This window comes from Pseudomonas sp. efr-133-TYG-23 (assembly GCF_030209215.1).
Taxonomy (GTDB): Bacteria; Pseudomonadota; Gammaproteobacteria; order Pseudomonadales; family Pseudomonadaceae; genus Aquipseudomonas; species Aquipseudomonas rhodesiae.
The window spans coordinates 94,782-111,757 of record NZ_JARVSL010000009.1 but is presented as its reverse complement, the minus strand read 5'-3'; the positions used below and the strand labels follow the sequence as shown (position 1 = coordinate 111,757).

Genomic DNA, 16,976 nt, shown 5'->3' with positions numbered 1-16,976 from the left:
GAGTAGGGCATTACCGGCAAGCCTCAGATACCGCTTTTAACTTGAAGCTTGCAGCTCAACGCTTGCAACTAAAGGAAACCTTTATGACCCGAACCATTCCCGAACCGGATCTCAACTACCTGCAAAAAGTCCTGCTGGAAATGCTCGCCATTCCCAGCCCTACCGGTTTTACCGACACCATCGTGCGGTATGTGGCCGAGCGTCTGGAAGAACTGGGCATTCCATTTGAAATGACCCGGCGCGGCACCATTCGCGCCACCCTCAAAGGTCAGAAAAACAGCCCGGACCGCGCAGTGTCGGCGCACTTGGACACCATCGGCGCCGCCGTGCGCGCGATTAAGGACAACGGTCGCCTGACCCTGGCGCCGGTGGGCTGCTGGTCGAGCCGCTTTGCCGAAGGCAGCCGCGTCAGCCTGTTCACCGACAACGGCGTGATCCGCGGCAGCGTGTTGCCCCTGATGGCCTCCGGGCACGCATTCAACACCGCCGTGGATGAAATGCCAGTGAGCTGGGACCACGTCGAACTGCGCCTGGACGCCTACTGCGCGACCCGAGCCGACTGCGATTCCCTGGGCATCAGCGTGGGTGACTACGTGGCATTCGACCCACTGCCCGAGTTCACCGAGAGCGGACATATCAGCGCCCGTCACCTGGATGACAAAGCCGGCGTCGCCGCCCTCCTCGCCGCGCTCAAGGCGATTGTCGATAGCGGCGAACCGTTGCTGATCGACTGTCACCCGCTGTTCACCATCACTGAGGAAACCGGCAGTGGTGCGGCGGCGGCGCTGCCGTGGGATGTGAGTGAATTCGTGGGTATCGACATCGCGCCGGTCGCCCCCGGTCAGCACTCCAGCGAACATGCGGTGAGTGTGGCCATGCAGGATTCCGGCGGGCCGTACGATTACCACCTGTCCCGGCACCTGCTGCGCCTGGCGGCGGATAACGAACTGCCGGTGCGCCGCGACCTGTTCCGCTATTACTTCAGCGATGCCCATTCGGCGGTGACCGCCGGCCACGATATCCGCACCGCGTTGCTGGCATTCGGCTGCGATGCCACCCACGGCTACGAACGCACCCATATCGACAGCCTTGCCGCCCTGAGTCGTCTGCTGGGCGCGTATATCCTCAGCCCGCCGGTATTCGCCAGCGATGCGCAACCGGCCCAGGGCTCACTGGACCGCTTCAGTCATCAGATCGAGCACGAAACGCAGATGGAGAGCGACACGCGAGTGCCGTCGGTGGACAGCCTAGTGGGTCAAAAGTCCTGACACTGGCAACTGGGGTCCCGGCGCAGTAGGATCGCCGGGATCCAACACCCGAGGCTTGTATGCTGATTCCCTACGATGCACTTGAAGTCGATACCCTGACACGCCTTATCGAAGACTTCGTCACCCGCGATGGCACCGACAACGGTGACGACACGCCCCTGGAAACCCGCGTGCTACGTGTGCGCCAAGCGCTGACCAAGGGCCAGGCCCTGATTGTGTTCGACCCTGAGAGCGAACAGTGCCAACTGATGCTCAAGCACGACGTGCCCAAGCATCTGTTCGATTGATGGAAGATACTCAGGGGTTGGGGACTGCCGCCGGGTGAGTGGCGGCGGCTTGGCGTTTGCGGATTTTCTGATGCACCTCGGCGCGATGAACATTCACCCCGGCCGGTGCGTGGATGCCGAACTTCACTTGGTTACCGTTCAATTCGACGATGTGCAGGGCGATTTCATCGCCGATGGCAATGCTTTCGCCTACAGCGCGGCTTAAGACCAGCATGGCGGTTGTCCTTTTTTAGAATGACAGGACCCCGACCATGCGCGCCGGATGTAGAAGCATCAATGCCCTGCCCCTAAAACAGGCAGGACCTACATCAACTGGTAATTTAGCTGACAGACTAAGTGAAAGATGCAGAGGGGTTTTCCCCGCTTTCATAAATCCAAACGCTGACGCCATCGGGGGCAAGCCCCCTCCCACAGTTGGACCTGTTCACAGTTCAAAAGGTGGGAGGGGGCTTGCCCCCGCTATGGCTACAGGTAGCTGCACATCTGCGGTGAAAACTTACCCTGAGAATTGAGGTTCTTGTGCTGAGTTCAGCTTTTGGTTGCCTGCGCTTTGGCGCGCATTTTGTCGGCCATACTGGCCATTTCATCGTAGAGCAGCTGCGGATTCTTCTGCTTCAACGCCCACGCCATCCGCCCCTGCTCGTGGGGCAGAATCATGAATTCTCCCTCGGCCACACGCTGGTAGATGTAATCGGCAATATCCGCCGCCGAAATCGGCGAGCTCTCAAGCAACTTACCGACCTGCGCTTTCATGGCCGGCGTCGGGCCTCGGAACGAGTCCAACAGGTTGGTCTGGAAGAACGATGGGCAGACCACATGCACACCGACCTCCTGCTGCTTGAGTTCCACCAGCAGACTCTCGGACAGCGCCACCACACCGGCCTTGGCCACGTTGTAATTGCTCATGGCCGGGCCCTGCATCAGTGCTGCCATGGAAGCGATATTGATGATGCGCCCCTTGCTCTTCTCCAACAGCGGCAGGAACGCCTTGCAGCCCTTGACCACCCCCATCAGGTTGATTGCGATCTGCCAGTCCCAGTCTTCCAGCGACAACTCGGCGAAGAACCCGCCGGAAGCCACCCCGGCGTTGTTGACGATCACATCGATGCCTCCCAGCTTGACCTCGCAAGCCTGGGCAAACGCGGTGAGCTGGCTGTAGTCGCGCACATCGCAACGCTGCACGAAACCATCGCCGCCGGCTTCGCGTACCTGCTTGAGGGTTTCCTGCAGGCCGGGCTCGCTGACGTCCGACAAGGCCAACTGCCAGCCCTCGCGTGCCCAGCGCAGCGCGATTTCGCGACCCAGGCCAGAGCCGGCACCAGTGATCATCATGCGATTTTGCATAAGAAGTAGCCTTGTGGTTCACAGTAGAAGTGATCGGCAGTGTAGCGAAGGTTTCCACGCGCCCCACGCACCATCAGAGTGATGAATGCCCCAGGCAAACCCGCGGCCGGGTCGGATACCTCAGCTCTCTCTAAGTTCAATCTTTTTCAACTAAGCAGGGTTTTAGCCACTTATTTAAAAGAAATAACCAGGTTATCGAAATGCTTTAAAAAAACAGGGAATTTTCTGTGAAGCACTACAGTCGGAGTTGTTAAGGCGCCCGTAACTTAGAGTACGGTCCTACCGTTAAATAACCTGTCCTTGCATAAGGCCTATAAGGAAATAAAACCATGAGCCTCATTCTCATCATCATCCTGATTCTGTTGCTGGTCGGCGGTCTGCCGGTATTCCCGCACTCGCGTAACTGGGGTTATGGCCCGTCGGGTATTCTCGGCGTGGTACTGGTCGTACTGCTGGTGCTGTTGTTGCTCGGCAAGATATAAAACCGCGGTAAAAAAAAGAGGCCTTCAAGAAGGCCTCTTTTTTATTGCCAGTTAATCAGTCCGGCTTACCGTCCACCACACCGGCGGTGTTATCCAACAGGCTCTTGGTCGCGGTCTGCAGGAACGACTCAAGTTTCTGCTTGAGGGCCGCCTCATCCGAAGACTCCGGAATCAGTTTGCCGGTCGGGTTGGCACCCAACTCGTACTGCCACAACTTCGGTGGCATTTCCTTGGGCAGTACCAGGATGCGGTCCGCAGTGACCAATGCCACGGTCTGATCGCTGCCCGAAGGCTTGATCACGCCGAAGCCCTTGTCGCCTTCCGGCAGGTTGAGCAGGTCGCGGCCCCAGCACTGGTGCAGAGTTTCCCCACCCAGGCGGCCCATGATGGTTGGCACGATGTCGATCTGCGTCCCCACAGTGTGGTCGCGCTCGCCAAACTTTTCCTGCATGCCCGGCGCAATCATCAGCATCGGCACGTTGAAGCGGCCCAGGTCCATCTCAGTGATTTGCTGTTCGTTGCCGAAGCCGTGGTCGCCGACGATCACGAACAAGGTTTCCTTGAAATACGGTTCCTTGCGCGCCTGCTCGAAGAACTGGCCCAGGGCCCAGTCGGAGTAACGCATGGCGGTCAAGTGCTCGTTAAGGCTGCCACGGTCAGTGACTTTCTCCACCGGCAACGGCGTCGGCAACGCGTACGGCGTGTGGTTGGACAGGGTTTGCAGCAGCGCGTAGAACGGCTTGCCGCCTTCACGGGCCTTCAGCTCTTGCAGGCCACGGTTGAACATATCCTGGTCGGACACGCCCCACGTCGGGTCGGAGAATACCGGGTCGACGAAGTCATTGCGGCCAATGAAGTTGGTCATGCCCTGGTTGCTGAAGAAGCCAGACTGGTTGTCCCAGGCGAAGTCGCCGTTGTAGACATACACGTCGTCAAACTTGCGAGCGCTGAGCAACTGCGGCAGGCCCGACAGTTTGTGGCTGCCTTCGGGGGTCTGCATCAGGTATTCGAAACCCGGCAGGTTCGGGAAGCAGGCCATGGTGGCAAACATGCCCTGGTGGGTATGGGTGCCGTTGGAGAAGAAGCGGTCGAACAGCAGGCCTTCCTTGGACAATTTGTCGAAGTACGGCGTGATGTTGCCCGGACGGCCCAGCGCGCCCACCGAGTGGCCGGCGAAGCTTTCCATCAGGATCACCACGACGTTCTTGATCGGCAGGGTTTTCTCGGCCGGTGGCAGGAAGTTACGGCGCACAGCGGCGGTGTCGGTATCCACCAATTTTTCCGTCGGCAGCACCAGCATGTCGCGCACGGTCTGGGTCGCCAGCGGCTGCTCCAGGGTGGCTTTCCAAATATTGGTGCGGTCTTCGGAGAAGCGCGACTTGGCCGCCGCAATCAGTGACAGCGTGCCATTGAGGCCCAACTGGTTAGCGAAGTTGGACTCGGTGGTGTACACGTCGCCCCAGCGCAGCGGCGGGCCCTGGCGCAGGGTGCCACGGGCGGCGACCACGGCCACCAGCAGGCACACCACGAACACGGCGATGCGCGAATACCACGGCGCCACTTGGCGCGTACCGATGCTGCCGCCGCTGAACGGGCCGCGCGGGCGCGTGGCGCGGTCGGCGCCTTTGAAGGCCATGCTCAGGATCAGCGTACCCACAGCCCACGCCAGCAGGTAACGCACCACCGGGAAACCGTACCAGAGCATGCTCATCACGGTTTTCGGATCTTCCTTCACATATTGGAAGACCAGGCCGTTGAGGCGCTGGTGGAACTCGCGATAGAAGTCCATTTCCATCAGGCCCAGGAACAGGGCGATGCTGGACGCGACGGTCAACCACAAACGGAAGAACCCACGCGCGGCCATCGCGCGCACGCTGAACAGCGCCAGCAACAGCGGAATGCTCAGGTACACCACCAAGCGCAGGTCCAGGCGCAGGCCGTTGCCGAACGCTTCAAGGAAGGTCGAGGCCGGTGTGTCGAGGATCATCTCGCGGTTGTATACCAGAAGCGCCAGGCGCAGCAGGGAGAACATCACCATCATGACCAGTGCGCAGAGCAGCGTGTATGCCAGATGGGATTTGACGGTCGGTTGCAGCAGACGAGTCGAGGCTCGCTGCTGGCTCAGGGCGTCCGGGTTTGCCATGTCGTTTCAGGACCCATTGGAAGTTGAAGTGACGAAGTATTGCGTGGCGCGAATGGTGCCCGATCAAGGCCGGCAAGGCTATTAAATTACTGAACGGGGAGCTTTACCGCGCCTTGATTGGCGCGCAGCTGGAACCGGGGGGGAATTGTCTTGGAGGGAATGTGAAAATTCCGTGCAACGCATATTTCGATACACAAATTTCTAGATCGGACGGCAAGCCCGTGTGGGAGGGAGTGGCTCCCTCTCACACATAGCCCCTGAACGCCGTGGTCAGATCCGCACGTTACCGCGCGGGCCGGCGATCGCCCAGATAATCAGGCCCAGTACCGGCAGCAGCAGGATCAGCAGGATCCACAACACCTTGGCCCCGGTGCTGGCGCCGCTTTTGAAGACGTTGATGATCGCCCAGATATCCAGCGCGAGGATGATCAGGCCGATCAGGCCATTGAACGTGGAACCCATGGTGTCGCTCCTAAGTGAGGGCATGCCCTTGTAGGATAGTCAGCCCCTGCCAGGGTTCCGTTTTATTTCAGACATGTACGGCGATTTTCAGGGCTTCCAGGGACGGCTCGGCCTTTATCCCGACCTCGGCGCACAACTCCAACACCCGTGGCAAGGCATTGCCGTAGACCAGCACCAACTGAATCTCGTCATCCAGCAAGTGGCTGAAGTTCACCAGCACATAGCCGCCGTCTTCCTGGCTCAGGGCGCTCATCTGCACCTGGATGCGATTGAGCGCGGTCAGCGCTTCGGTCTTGGCCAGTTGTTTGGCCTTGAGGTTGAACGCCACGCCCGGCCCAAACGACGCGACGATCTGGGCAAACAGGTCGCCATAAGTGTCAGCCTGGAACAGCACCGTGTCCGGCAGGCTGCCGACCACCACCCACTCCCCGAGAGGGATCGGGAAAGTGTCGTCGTAGTTGATATCCGGGTTGGCCGCCAGAAAGGCCACCGGATCGGCGTAAGCCTGGGCGGCCTCCTCGGCGATGCGCGCCACCTCATCCTCGCCCATGACGCCGGCGCTGATGTGGCTGATGAGTTCGACGAGGGCGGTTTTCATGGGGCGTTCCTGTTGCAGGCTGATCTTCGAGGGCGCAAAGCCTACACCAGATTCTGCAAACGCGCCGCCGTATCCATCGCGCCCATGGTCTGCGCCGCTGCCAAAGCGGTGGCGCCCTGGGCGTCGGTGGCCTTGGGGTTGGCGCCCTGGGCGAGCAGGTAGTCGAGCATTTCGACGCGATTGAACATTGCCGCCATCATCAACGCGGTGCGACCGTCCGAAGACGCGGCCTCCACCGGCGTGCCGCCTTCGATCAAGGCCTTGACCACGGGCAGGTTGCCTTTGAACGCCGCGCCGGCAATCGGCAATTGGTTCTTATCGTTAGCGATCAACGGGTCGGCCTTGAACTCCAGCAGCACTTTGACCGCCTCGGCGTGACCGTGGTAGGCCGCCAGCATCAGCAAGGTGTCGCCATTGTGATTGCGAAAGTTGGCCGGCAAGCCCTTAGCCAGCAGCGCGGCGAGCATGGCGGCATCGCCTTTGCGAGCCACATCGAAAACCTGCTCGGCAAATTCGGCGGCTTCGTCTTCGGTCATTTGTTTGGGGGCAGACATGGGGGGCTCCTTGGCGGGTGCGAATTCAAGTACAGAATATGGCGCCCAGTGTCGCGATGGAGTTCCCCACTGTCATGGCTTTTTTGTCAAAAGTGTCCATAGACACACTCAATCAATAGCGGAAATGGCCACCCTGAATCTGCGCCAATAGCTCGCCAGTGATCGGCACGTAGCCATCCGACCCCGGCAGCCAGGCATACACCGGGTCGTTGCCCGCCTTGGCCGGGTCGAAAGCCTCTTCCTTGAGCCGCACCTTCTGGTACTTGAATGTGCCGGTGGTTTCCATCTGCACCTTGATCCGCAGGAACAGCGGCACTGCGTAAGGGGGCAACTGGCCGTGGGCGAATTGCAGCAGTTCACGCATGTCCAGCGCGGCCAGGGACTCGCTGGGGGTGATGGCGACCATGCCGGCGCGGCCATTGGTGTTGTCGATTTCCACTCCGTAGGCCACCACTTCAGCAATCTGCGGGTGTTGCAGCAGGACGTTTTCGACTTCGGTGGTGGAGACGTTTTCTCCTTTCCAGCGATAGGTGTCCCCCAGGCGATCGACGAACTGCGCGTGGCCGAAACCGATGCTGCGTAATAGATCGCCGGTGTTGAAGTACCGGTCGCCCGGTTCGAAGACGTCGGTGAGGATGACCTTGCGGTTTTTTTCTGGGTCGGTGTAGCCGTCGAAGGGCGACTTGTCATCGATCCTGGCCAGCAGCAGCCCCTGCCCGCCCGTCTGGACCTTGCGCATGAAGCCATCGCCGCCACGGATCGGTTCGCCGCTGTCGTGGGCGTAGTCCACCAGTGCCCAGTGCTGCAGGCAAAAACCGATGGTGTTGTCGAAATTCAACACATTGGTGAAGCCGATGTTGCCGTCGCTGGCGGCGTACAGCTCGCAGATATGAGCCACGCCATAGCGCGCCTTGAACTGCGCCCACACGCCGGGGCGCAGGCCATTGCCGACCATCTTGGTGACGCGGTTGTCGCGGTCGTTTTCGCTGGGCGGCTGGTCGAGCAGGTAACGGCACAACTCGCCCACGTAGCCCAGGGTGGTGGCATTGAACTTGCGCGCATCGTCCCAGAACTGACTGGCGCTGAACTTGCGACGGATGGCGAACCCCGACGCGCCGACAATCGCCGAGCCCCAGCACACACATAGGCCGGTGGCGTGGTACAGCGGCAAGGTGCAATACAGGACGTCGTCGGGGCCCATGTCCAGGGCGATGCGGCCGAAACTCACGGCGGTCTTGGTCCAGCGTCCATGTTTCATGATGCCGGCCTTGGGCAGGCCAGTAGTGCCGGAGGTGTAGATATAGAAGCAGGGGTCGTTGAAGAACACCTGAGCGGTGCTGGCAGGGTTAGCCTGCGAGCAGTCGGCGCTGGCTGCGATCAGGTCGACATAGCCCTCGGGCAGCGGCGCTTGCGTCTGATCAGGCACGAACCATGTCCGTTCGGCCTGGATCGGCACCTGATTGCGCACCGCGTCATAAGCACCGAGCAATTCCGCGCCGACCACGATCGCCACCGGGCTGACCAGGTTAAGGCTGTGCACCAGCGTCGCCTGGGTTTGCGCGGTGTTGACCATCGCGCAGATGCCGCCCAGCTTGGCCACGGCCAGTACGCACAGCAATAATTCCGGGCGGTTTTCGATAAACAGCGCCACCACATCGCCCTTGCCAATGCCTTGGGCGTGTAAGTGGTGGGCGATCCGATTGGCCTGTCGGTTGACATTGGCGTAACTGAGCACGCGGTCGCCGTACAGCACCGCGCTGCCGTCGGGGTTGCGCAAGGTGGCTTGTTCAAACTCCCAACCCAGCCCGCAAGCTTGGCCGGGGTCGGTGACATTCGCCGCGCGCATGCCGCGCACCACGCGCGGCAAAGCGCGAACAATGGCGGGCACCTTACGCAGCATCTTGCCCCAGGTGATCATGTCGTCATGCGGAGGGTTCATGGCGGAACGTCCTTTTTCTTATTCTTCGTATGATCCGCACACAGCAGCATCACCGTAGGAAGCTGCTAAATGCCTTGCAGGAAAATACGTCAGCCCTTCTTCAGCTGTACACGCAGGATTTGAAAAGTTTTGTATCCCGACGGATGCGCTCGGGAAAAGGGAATTTAGCCGCGCTTAAACAGTCTTTAAACGTAATGAGGCGCCAGTGGCACCGCGCCGGGTAACGCAAAATGCAGGATGCATGATGGCCATTCATGCAAATTGCACGAAAACGAAAATTTCTATTTTTTATAACACACTGATTTATAAGGATTTTTTAGTATTCGTTAAGCTGGCACAATCGCTGCACTTATCACTCCATGCTTGCCCACTTGAGCCAATGGAGCTGATAAACATGAGCCTGATCCAAGATAAATTCGCTTCGGTATTTTCCAACTACGACGTCACCACTCAGCCTCGTCCGGACGGCGGCATCCTGTTGACCTTGCGTAACAGTGAAGGCAAGCAGGTCAAACGCTCGATCTCTTATCAGCAATTGCATACTGCCGACCAACTGACCTGGGTGATCAGCGCCATCCGTCGTGACCTGGCTGAGCAGGCCAGTGAGCTGCCGCAGATCTCCATGCTGCAAAGCCAGAATCGTTTCGCCCTGCCGACCTACCATTCCGCGTAAGTCAGCCGCGCACAAAAAGGGCCGCGACGCCGTTGAGCGTCGCGGCCCTTTTTTATGGGCTTAACACAGGCCCTGGCGCGCGGCTTCGTTCATGGCCTGTACGCGGTTGTTGACCTGCAACTTGCCGTAGATGTTGCGCAAGTGGAACTTCACCGTGGCCTCGGAGGTGCAGCGAATCTGGCTGATCTCCCAGACGGTCTTGCCTTCGGAAGCCCATCGCAGGATTTCCAACTCCGACGGCGTCAGCGGCTTACCCCATAAATTAAGGCGTCTTCTGACGGCATTGGGCACGGTATACGACGACTCAAACGACTCCTCTGGGCGATTCATTGCGTCTCTCCTTTTTATTGGCTAATGCCCGATCACCCTTCGGATTCCTCCTATTGACAGGTGACATAAACACTGAGGCCGCAGAAGAGTTACACAACCCATGCACGTCGTGGGCAGGGGTCCGCATAAACAGCAGAGCCCTACAGATAACTAAGCCACTTCCCACAGCAATTTCAAATTTGCCGGGGTTGAAGATCCTATTCGTAGAGGTTAGTCGTCCAAACCCGGAAAGCGTTCGGCGAAAGTATCGCCCGTCAACGCAGGCTTAGCGCCCTCGGCACTGTTGAACAACCGCAGCATGACAAAATGCCCATGCTCGCCCTGATCAAACCAATGCGCCATGCCGGCCGGAATCACCAACAGATCGTTTTTTTCGCAGCGTACGCTGTAGACGTAATCGCCAACATGCAGGCTGAACAGCCCCTGCCCCGCGATAAAGAAGTGGGCGTGGGCTTCGCGGCAACGTTGCTCGGCAAGCGGCGGGCGCGGGTCGATGACTGTGAGCACCTCGACGTTGGCATACCCCAGATCATTGATCGGCGCCTTATACGCCTCGATCAGCGCGCTATCGGTGGCGCCCTTCTCGATCGCGGCCGGTTGCCAGCGCTCGAAGCGCACGCCGTGCTCGGCCAGGGTGCTGGCGATATCGTCGAGATGGGTCAGCACCTTGTTCGGCGTATCCGGTGTAGCGACGTGGTAGACGGCGACATAACTCATTGAAGGGTTCCTTGGTTCTGCTCGTGCAATCGAAAGCCGATGATAACGGCCGCAGCCAGGGCGGCGACGCTGGCAAGACTAAAGGTGAAGGCCGGGCCCAGCAGGTTCCAGCTGTAGCCGGCATACAGCGCGCCCAAGGCTCCGCCGGTGCCGGACAATGCGGCGTACAGCGCCTGGCCCTGGCCCTGTTGTTTAGCCCCGAAGCTGCGCTGCACAAAGGCAATCGCCGCCGCATGGAAACTGCCGAAGGTAGCCGCATGCAGCACCTGCGCCAGCAGCAGCACCCAAAAGAATTCGGCCAATGTGCCTAGCAATACCCAGCGCAGCGCCGCCAGCAGAAAACTCGCCAGCAGCACCCGGCGCAGCGAAAAGCGCGTAAGGATACGGCTCATGCCCAGAAACATCAGCACTTCGGCCACCACTCCCAGCGCCCACAACAACCCGATCACGCCCCGGCTGTAACCCAAGTGTTCGAGGTGCAAGGTCAAGAAGGTGTAATACGGGCCATGGCTCATCTGCATCAGCGCCACACAGGCGTAGAACGCCAGCACGCCGGGGCTGCGCAGTTGCTTGAGGAATCCATCCCCGGCCAGGCGATTGCCGTGGTTGGCCGGCTGTGCATTCGGCACCCACAGGCTGGCACCGATGATGCCGGCCATGATCACCACGACCACCACCGGGTAGATGTCCAGGCTCAGCCAGTCGAACAGGCGGCCCATGATGACCACGGTAAGAATGAAACCGATGGAGCCCCAAAGGCGGATCTGGCTGTAGCGCGAGGTGTGTTTTTGCAGATGGGCCAGGGTGATCACTTCAAACTGCGGCAGCACTGCGTGCCAGAAGAACGCATGCAGCGCCATCACCAGCGCCAGCCAGGCATAGGTGTGGCTGACGAAAATCAGCGAGAAGCTCAGCAATGTGCACACCGCGCCAAAACGCACGATGGCCAGGCGGCGGCCGGTGTAATCCCCCAGCCAGCCCCACAGGTTCGGGGCCACGCAGCGCATCAACATGGGGATGGCCACCAGCTCGCCGATGCGCGCGCTGGAGAACCCCAGGTGATCGAAGTACAGCGCCAGGAACGGCGCGGTGGCGCCCAGCAGGGCGAAGTAGAACAGGTAGAAGCTGGAAAGGCGCCAGTACGGGATCAGCATGGTGTGGGGGGCTGCTTCGCAGCCCGGCGCGAGCAAGCTCGCTCACCACAACAATTTTGCTTACCACAGCCAATATTGCAGACGGTCACAGCTGGCCCAGTACCGGGGTCGTCACCTGCACGTCGGCGTTCTGCCCGCGATTGCGCAGCAGGTGGTCCATCAGCACGATGGCCATCATCGCTTCCGCGATCGGCGTGGCGCGGATGCCGACGCAGGGGTCGTGACGGCCTTTGGTGATCACGTCCACCGGGTTGCCGTGCACGTCAATCGAACGGCCCGGAGTGGTGATGCTGGAGGTGGCCTTGAGGGCCAGGTGCGCGACGATGGGCTGACCGGACGAAATACCTCCGAGAATGCCACCCGCGTTATTGCTGAGAAACCCTTGGGGCGTCAGCTCATCGCGATGCTCGGTGCCGCGCTGGGCGACACAGGCGAAACCGGCGCCGATTTCCACGCCCTTGACCGCGTTGATGCTCATCAGCGCATGGGCCAGCTCAGCGTCGAGGCGGTCGAAAATCGGCTCGCCCAGGCCCGGCTTGACGCCTTCGGCGACCACGGTGATCTTGGCACCAACCGAGTCCTGGTCACGGCGCAGCTGATCCATATAGGCCTCCAGCTCCGGGACTTTGTCCGGGTCGGGGCAGAAAAACGCGTTGTCTTCCACGCTGTCCCAGGTCTTGAACGGGATTTCAATCGGGCCCAACTGGCTCATGTAGCCACGGATCAAGATGCCCTGGGTCGCCAGGTATTTCTTGGCGATGGCCCCGGCCGCCACGCGCATGGCGGTTTCCCGGGCCGAGCTGCGGCCGCCGCCACGGTAGTCGCGCTCGCCATATTTGTGGTGGTAGGTGTAGTCGGCGTGGGCCGGGCGGAACAGGTCCTTGATCGCCGAATAGTCCTTGGACTTCTGGTCGGTATTGCGAATCAGCAGGCCGATGGCGCAGCCGGTGGTGCGACCTTCGAACACGCCGGAGAGGATCTCGACCTCGTCGGGTTCCTGGCGCTGGGTGGTGTGGCGGCTGGTGCCGGGTTTGCGGCGGTCGAGATCACGCTGCAGGTCGTCCAGGGTCAACTCAAGGCCGGGCGGGCAGCCGTCGACAATGGCGACCAACGCCGGGCCATGGCTTTCGCCCGCGGTGGTGACAGTGAACAGCTTGCCGAAGGTATTGCCGGACATGCAGGGCGCTCCGTGAAATCAGTTGTAATCACTCAGGGGTGATAACCAAGCGCGCCAGTATACGCGGGCACACCGACTAGTTCATCCTCGAAACCTTACCGGTCGGCATGGGTCCAACCGGCACTTCCCTGATGATGGCGCGATGATGCTGCGAGTTTTGCTGTTTACCCTCACCCTCTTGACCACCTTGGCCCACGCCGCGTCCCCTGTTGTCCTACAACGGCCCATCAGCCTCGACACCGGCAGTGGCAAGCTATTCGGCTCGTTGTTGCTGCCGCAGTCCGACAGCCCGGTGCCAGTGGTATTGATCATCGCCGGCTCCGGCCCCACCGACCGCAACGGCAACAGCGCCGACGGCGCGCGCAACGACAGCCTCAAGCGCCTGGCCTGGGTGTTGGCCCGGCACAATATCGCCAGCGTGCGCTACGACAAGCGCGGCGTGGCCGCCAGCCTGGCCGCTACCCCGGACGAACGCAACCTGACCCTGGATGCCTACGTCGCCGACGCGGTGGCGTGGGGCAACCTGCTCAAGGCCGACAAGCGCATGGGCCCATTGATCGTACTGGGCCATAGTGAAGGTGCACTGGTGGCCGCGCTGGCCGCGCCGCAGTTGCAGCCTGCCGGGGTGATTTCCCTGTCCGGCAGCGCGCGCCCGGTGGATCAAGTGATCCGCCAGCAACTGGCCGATCACCTGCCCCCTGCCCTGCTGTTACGCAGCAATGAAATCCTCGATCACCTCAAGGCCGGCCAGGTGGACGCCGATGTGCCTGGCCCGCTGCAAGGCATTTTCCGACCCAGTGTGCAGCCGTATCTGATCAGCCTGTTCCGCGCCGATCCATCGGCCGCGTTCGCCAAGCTGAACATGCCGGCGCTGATTATCCAGGGCACTCACGATATTCAAGTGGGCGTGGGCGATGCACGGCAACTCAAGCAGGCCAAGCCCGACGCGCAACTGGTGGTGATCGACGGCATGAATCATGTGATGCGCATCGTGCCCAAGGAAGTGAAACAGCAACTGGCTTCCTACAACGACCCGCAATTGCCCCTTGCCGCTGAACTGGGCAAGCGCATCGTGAGCTTTATCGACGGACTTCAATCCCGTTAAGCAACAAATGGCCTCCAGTCCTGGCAAATCCGGCCGATAAGCCCAGGGTCGACAGTAAAAAGACCGTCGACTCGCTGGGCCTGGACAGGATCGCACCGCATGACAACCACAGAAGCACTACCCGAACCGACCGCCGACACCTCGGCCGCAACACCCGAGGCCGCCGACACGGCGCCTTTGCCATGGGCGGACGTTCAAGCCGAACATTTCAAGATGCTGCGCCTGGCTCCCCTGGCCACCGACCGCGCTACCGGTGCGCGGCCGTTGCGGTTTGTGCAGTTCGGCTATGCCGAGCGCAACGACAAACACCACAGTCTTTTGCGCATGGTCATCCAACTACCCGGTCAGCGCGTGCGCCGCGAGCAGAACCATTTGGATGTGTGGGTCGACCACGATAAACATCGCGTGCATTTCGGCCCCGGCAACAGCCTGGAAATCGAGCCGCCCAACCGTGGCATCGGTCGATTCCTGGTGGCCCAGGCCGCGGCTTGGGCGAAAAAGCACTGGTCCCATTACCGCGTCGATGGCGTCGACCTTTCTAACAAGGACGCCCTCAACGAATCCACGCGCCTGCGCCGCGATCACTTTTTGCGCATCCAGGGTTTCGATGTGGCCTACGCCGATGTGCAGCACCTCAAAGGCAACGTACAGCCCGGTAAGGTCAGCGCGGTGCTGGACAGTTGGAACACCGAGAAGGTGCAGTTCGTGGAAATCCTCGAAGCCGCACAGATGCTGCAGCAGGCCGAGCAGAATCTGCTGGAACAGGAAGTGAAGCTGCGAAAGGAAGAAGAAAAGGTCACCAAGTTCAAGCGCGAAGACAGCGGCTTGCGCTTTACGATTACCTGCCTGGTGGCGTTTACGGTGTTTCAGGCGGGGTTGTTGATCTGGATTGCGACGCACCGATAGCCGTTTGAAAGGCGATCGATGTGGGAGGAGGCCCCCTCCCACATCTTTAACGGTGGTCCCGCCGTTACACCTTGGCGGCGAACACCGCTTGATGGGTGCGGCACTGTTCGGCGGTCAACATAAACACACCGTGCCCGCCACGCTGGAACTCCAGCCAGGCGAAATCCACCTCCGGGTACAACGTTTCGACGTGAACCTGGCTGTTACCGACCTCGACAATCAACAGGCCTTTCTCCGTAAGGTGGTCCGCCGCTTCGGCCAACATGCGTCGCACCAGGTTCAGGCCGTCGTCGCCACAGGCCAGGCCCAGCTCCGGTTCGTGCTGGTACTCGTCCGGCATGTCGGCAAAATCCTCGGCGTCCACATACGGCGGGTTGGAGACGATCAGGTCGAACCGCTGGCCCGGCAGGCCGTCGAAGCCGTCGCCCTGCACGGTGTACACGCGCTCGTCGACGCCATGACGCTCGATGTTCTGGTTGGCCACTTCCAGGGCTTCAAAGGACAGATCCCCCAACACCACTTCGGCGTCCTGGAATTCGTAAGCGCAGGCGATGCCGATGCACCCGGAGCCGGTGCACAGGTCGAGAATGCGCGCCGGCGGTTGGGCCAGCCAGGGTTCGAAGCGGTTTTCGATCAGTTCGCCAATCGGTGAGCGCGGGATCAGCACGCGTTCATCGACGATAAACGACATGCCGCAGAACCACGCCTCACCCAGCAGGTAAGCGGTGGGCACGCGTTCATGGATGCGACGATGCAGCAGGCGCTGTACGTGGGAGATTTCCTCTTCTTCGAGGTTGCAGTCCAGGTAGCTGTCGGCCATTTCCCAAGGCAGGTGCAAGGCGCCGAGTACCAACTGGCGGGCTTCGTCCCAGGCATTGTCGGTGCCATGCCCGAAAAACAGCTCTTCCCCATGGAAACGGCTGACAGCCCAACGGATATGGTCGCGCAAGGTGCGCAGGCGGGAAGTGATCACGGGGCAGACTCCTGGAAAAAACGACTGGCGATTCTAACAGCCTTCGCCTGTACCGACGATGTACGAAAAACCCGGTGCCGTACGTCGGTTTTCATCCAAATTGCCAGTATTGCGCCCAACACGCCCACCTCTTGACATCGCTGCACGCCAGCAACGGCGTACCTTACGATCGTAGCGATTCACAGAAGCGCTCAGCCAGTGGACAATGTCGCAAACGCCCCCCTCACAGGAGCCCCAGAATGTCCGTTCCAAAGACGATGTTTCAACTCAGCGGTCGTGGTTACGCAGCTGCCAATCTCAGCCATGCGACCCTTGTGATCATCGACGCCCAGAAGGAATACCTCAGCGGCCCGCTCGCCCTCTCGGGCATGGACGCGGCCGTGGCCAATATCAAGCAATTGTTCGCGGCGGCGCGCGAAGCCGGGCGCCCTATCGTGCATGTGCGCCACCTGGGCACCGTGGGCGGCCTGTTCGACCCACAAGGTGAGCGCGGTGAATTCATCCCGGGCCTGGAACCTATCGCTGACGAAACCATTATCGGCAAGCTGCTGCCCAGCGCGTTCCACGGCACCGAACTGCTCGACTGCCTGCAGAACCTGGGTTCCCTGGATCTGATCGTCTGCGGGTTCATGAGCCACTCCAGCGTCAGCACCACGGTGCGCGCCGCCAAGAACCTGGGCTTTCGCTGCACCCTGGTGGAAGACGCCTGCGCCACCCGCGACCTGCCGTACAAAGGCGGCGTGCTGAGCGCCGAGCAGGTGCAGCAAACCGAAATGGCCATCATGGCCGACAACTTCGCCACCCTCGCTTTGACCAAAGATCTGATCTGATCGCCGCCGGGATGAGCGGCGGGTTTATTGCCCC

Annotated in this window: 19 protein-coding genes; 7 read left to right on the top strand and 12 right to left on the bottom strand. The window is 60.6% G+C overall.

Annotated features, from left to right (window positions below):
- The first annotated feature begins 83 nt into the window (after window positions 1-83).
- Both QRN41_RS05930 and QRN41_RS05925 read left to right on the top strand, forming a co-directional pair.
- Entirely contained in the window at window positions 84-1,268 is a 1,185-nt protein-coding gene (locus tag QRN41_RS05930; RefSeq protein ID WP_034099320.1) for an osmoprotectant NAGGN system M42 family peptidase, read from the top strand.
- 59 nt (window positions 1,269-1,327) lie between these two features.
- Window positions 1,328-1,555, top strand: a complete 228-nt coding sequence (locus QRN41_RS05925; protein WP_003192759.1) for a YheU family protein — start codon at window positions 1,328-1,330, stop codon at window positions 1,553-1,555.
- A 10-nt stretch (window positions 1,556-1,565) separates the two neighbouring features.
- Here the strand turns inward: QRN41_RS05925 and csrA are convergent, their stop codons facing one another.
- Window positions 1,566-1,769: a carbon storage regulator CsrA gene (csrA, locus tag QRN41_RS05920; RefSeq protein WP_034099321.1), complete on the bottom strand. Its 204-nt coding sequence runs from the start codon at window positions 1,767-1,769 to the stop codon at window positions 1,566-1,568.
- Between the two features lie 314 nt (window positions 1,770-2,083).
- Window positions 2,084-2,899 carry an SDR family oxidoreductase gene (locus tag QRN41_RS05915; protein ID WP_034138785.1) on the bottom strand — a complete coding sequence of 272 codons (816 nt, stop codon included), beginning with the start codon at window positions 2,897-2,899 and terminating at the stop codon, window positions 2,084-2,086.
- 329 nt (window positions 2,900-3,228) lie between these two features.
- Between QRN41_RS05915 and QRN41_RS05910 the strand changes: the two genes are divergently transcribed.
- On the top strand, window positions 3,229-3,381 hold the full coding sequence (locus QRN41_RS05910; protein ID WP_003192767.1) for a DUF3309 family protein: 153 nt from the start codon (window positions 3,229-3,231) through the stop codon (window positions 3,379-3,381).
- A gap of 55 nt (window positions 3,382-3,436) precedes the next feature.
- Here QRN41_RS05910 and QRN41_RS05905 read toward each other — a convergent pair whose 3' ends face one another.
- The 5 genes from QRN41_RS05905 to QRN41_RS05885 form a co-directional block, all read right to left on the bottom strand.
- The gene (locus QRN41_RS05905) at window positions 3,437-5,524 is read right to left on the bottom strand and encodes an LTA synthase family protein (RefSeq protein ID WP_167418065.1); all 2,088 of its coding nucleotides are present in this window, start codon (window positions 5,522-5,524) and stop codon (window positions 3,437-3,439) included.
- A 270-nt stretch (window positions 5,525-5,794) separates the two neighbouring features.
- On the bottom strand, window positions 5,795-5,986 hold the full coding sequence (locus QRN41_RS05900; RefSeq protein WP_003172956.1) for a PLDc N-terminal domain-containing protein: 192 nt from the start codon (window positions 5,984-5,986) through the stop codon (window positions 5,795-5,797).
- 67 nt (window positions 5,987-6,053) lie between these two features.
- The gene (locus QRN41_RS05895; protein ID WP_167418066.1) at window positions 6,054-6,584 is read right to left on the bottom strand and encodes a hypothetical protein; all 531 of its coding nucleotides are present in this window, start codon (window positions 6,582-6,584) and stop codon (window positions 6,054-6,056) included.
- A 41-nt stretch (window positions 6,585-6,625) separates the two neighbouring features.
- Complete coding sequence (locus tag QRN41_RS05890) at window positions 6,626-7,138, bottom strand: ankyrin repeat domain-containing protein (protein WP_034099327.1); 513 nt, start codon at window positions 7,136-7,138, stop codon at window positions 6,626-6,628.
- Between the two features lie 112 nt (window positions 7,139-7,250).
- Window positions 7,251-9,077 (bottom strand): long-chain-acyl-CoA synthetase, encoded by a 1,827-nt coding sequence (locus QRN41_RS05885; RefSeq protein ID WP_167418067.1) that lies wholly within the window; start codon window positions 9,075-9,077, stop codon window positions 7,251-7,253.
- Between the two features lie 394 nt (window positions 9,078-9,471).
- Here QRN41_RS05885 and QRN41_RS05880 point away from each other — a divergent pair, with 394 nt between their 5' ends.
- Window positions 9,472-9,750, top strand: coding sequence for a DUF3509 domain-containing protein (locus QRN41_RS05880; protein WP_003172952.1), 279 nt, complete (start codon window positions 9,472-9,474; stop codon window positions 9,748-9,750).
- 60 nt (window positions 9,751-9,810) lie between these two features.
- On the opposite strand, the gene QRN41_RS05875 is transcribed toward QRN41_RS05880, so the two are convergent.
- From QRN41_RS05875 to aroC, 4 genes are all read right to left on the bottom strand, one after another.
- Window positions 9,811-10,080 (bottom strand): response regulator transcription factor, encoded by a 270-nt coding sequence (locus QRN41_RS05875; RefSeq protein ID WP_034099331.1) that lies wholly within the window; start codon window positions 10,078-10,080, stop codon window positions 9,811-9,813.
- Window positions 10,081-10,290: 210 nt separating this feature from the next.
- Window positions 10,291-10,797 (bottom strand): acireductone dioxygenase, encoded by a 507-nt coding sequence (locus QRN41_RS05870; protein WP_167418068.1) that lies wholly within the window; start codon window positions 10,795-10,797, stop codon window positions 10,291-10,293.
- Window positions 10,794-11,951: an MFS transporter gene (locus tag QRN41_RS05865; RefSeq protein ID WP_167418069.1), complete on the bottom strand. Its 1,158-nt coding sequence runs from the start codon at window positions 11,949-11,951 to the stop codon at window positions 10,794-10,796. Before QRN41_RS05865 ends, QRN41_RS05870 begins: the two co-directional genes overlap by 4 nt.
- Before the next feature lie 85 nt (window positions 11,952-12,036).
- Window positions 12,037-13,128, bottom strand: a complete 1,092-nt coding sequence (gene aroC, locus QRN41_RS05860) for a chorismate synthase (protein WP_034099336.1) — start codon at window positions 13,126-13,128, stop codon at window positions 12,037-12,039.
- A 142-nt stretch (window positions 13,129-13,270) separates the two neighbouring features.
- On the opposite strand from aroC, the gene QRN41_RS05855 reads away from it, so the two are divergent.
- Window positions 13,271-14,233, top strand: coding sequence for an alpha/beta hydrolase (locus tag QRN41_RS05855; RefSeq protein WP_123478932.1), 963 nt, complete (start codon window positions 13,271-13,273; stop codon window positions 14,231-14,233).
- A gap of 99 nt (window positions 14,234-14,332) precedes the next feature.
- The gene (locus QRN41_RS05850; protein ID WP_034099339.1) at window positions 14,333-15,139 is read left to right on the top strand and encodes a hypothetical protein; all 807 of its coding nucleotides are present in this window, start codon (window positions 14,333-14,335) and stop codon (window positions 15,137-15,139) included.
- Between the two features lie 64 nt (window positions 15,140-15,203).
- On the opposite strand, the gene prmB is transcribed toward QRN41_RS05850, so the two are convergent.
- Window positions 15,204-16,112 (bottom strand): 50S ribosomal protein L3 N(5)-glutamine methyltransferase, encoded by a 909-nt coding sequence (gene prmB, locus QRN41_RS05845; protein ID WP_167418071.1) that lies wholly within the window; start codon window positions 16,110-16,112, stop codon window positions 15,204-15,206.
- A 239-nt stretch (window positions 16,113-16,351) separates the two neighbouring features.
- Here prmB and QRN41_RS05840 point away from each other — a divergent pair, with 239 nt between their 5' ends.
- Window positions 16,352-16,942 carry a cysteine hydrolase family protein gene (locus QRN41_RS05840; RefSeq protein WP_034138793.1) on the top strand — a complete coding sequence of 197 codons (591 nt, stop codon included), beginning with the start codon at window positions 16,352-16,354 and terminating at the stop codon, window positions 16,940-16,942.
- The last annotated feature ends 34 nt before the right edge of the window (window positions 16,943-16,976 follow it).

Bases quoted from the DNA above. Each gene is read 5' to 3' on its own strand.
- QRN41_RS05930 (WP_034099320.1), top strand. From the start codon at position 84: ATGACCCGAACCATTCCCGAACCGGATCTCAACTACCTGCAAAAAGTC.
- QRN41_RS05925 (WP_003192759.1), top strand. From the start codon at position 1,328: ATGCTGATTCCCTACGATGCACTTGAAGTCGATACCCTGACACGCCTT.
- csrA (WP_034099321.1), bottom strand. From the start codon at position 1,769: ATGCTGGTCTTAAGCCGCGCTGTAGGCGAAAGCATTGCCATCGGCGAT.
- QRN41_RS05915 (WP_034138785.1), bottom strand. From the start codon at position 2,899: ATGCAAAATCGCATGATGATCACTGGTGCCGGCTCTGGCCTGGGTCGC.
- QRN41_RS05910 (WP_003192767.1), top strand. From the start codon at position 3,229: ATGAGCCTCATTCTCATCATCATCCTGATTCTGTTGCTGGTCGGCGGT.
- QRN41_RS05905 (WP_167418065.1), bottom strand. From the start codon at position 5,524: ATGGCAAACCCGGACGCCCTGAGCCAGCAGCGAGCCTCGACTCGTCTG.
- QRN41_RS05900 (WP_003172956.1), bottom strand. From the start codon at position 5,986: ATGGGTTCCACGTTCAATGGCCTGATCGGCCTGATCATCCTCGCGCTG.
- QRN41_RS05895 (WP_167418066.1), bottom strand. From the start codon at position 6,584: ATGAAAACCGCCCTCGTCGAACTCATCAGCCACATCAGCGCCGGCGTC.
- QRN41_RS05890 (WP_034099327.1), bottom strand. From the start codon at position 7,138: ATGTCTGCCCCCAAACAAATGACCGAAGACGAAGCCGCCGAATTTGCC.
- QRN41_RS05885 (WP_167418067.1), bottom strand. From the start codon at position 9,077: ATGAACCCTCCGCATGACGACATGATCACCTGGGGCAAGATGCTGCGT.
- QRN41_RS05880 (WP_003172952.1), top strand. From the start codon at position 9,472: ATGAGCCTGATCCAAGATAAATTCGCTTCGGTATTTTCCAACTACGAC.
- QRN41_RS05875 (WP_034099331.1), bottom strand. From the start codon at position 10,080: ATGAATCGCCCAGAGGAGTCGTTTGAGTCGTCGTATACCGTGCCCAAT.
- QRN41_RS05870 (WP_167418068.1), bottom strand. From the start codon at position 10,797: ATGAGTTATGTCGCCGTCTACCACGTCGCTACACCGGATACGCCGAAC.
- QRN41_RS05865 (WP_167418069.1), bottom strand. From the start codon at position 11,951: ATGCTGATCCCGTACTGGCGCCTTTCCAGCTTCTACCTGTTCTACTTC.
- aroC (WP_034099336.1), bottom strand. From the start codon at position 13,128: ATGTCCGGCAATACCTTCGGCAAGCTGTTCACTGTCACCACCGCGGGC.
- QRN41_RS05855 (WP_123478932.1), top strand. From the start codon at position 13,271: ATGATGCTGCGAGTTTTGCTGTTTACCCTCACCCTCTTGACCACCTTG.
- QRN41_RS05850 (WP_034099339.1), top strand. From the start codon at position 14,333: ATGACAACCACAGAAGCACTACCCGAACCGACCGCCGACACCTCGGCC.
- QRN41_RS05840 (WP_034138793.1), top strand. From the start codon at position 16,352: ATGTCCGTTCCAAAGACGATGTTTCAACTCAGCGGTCGTGGTTACGCA.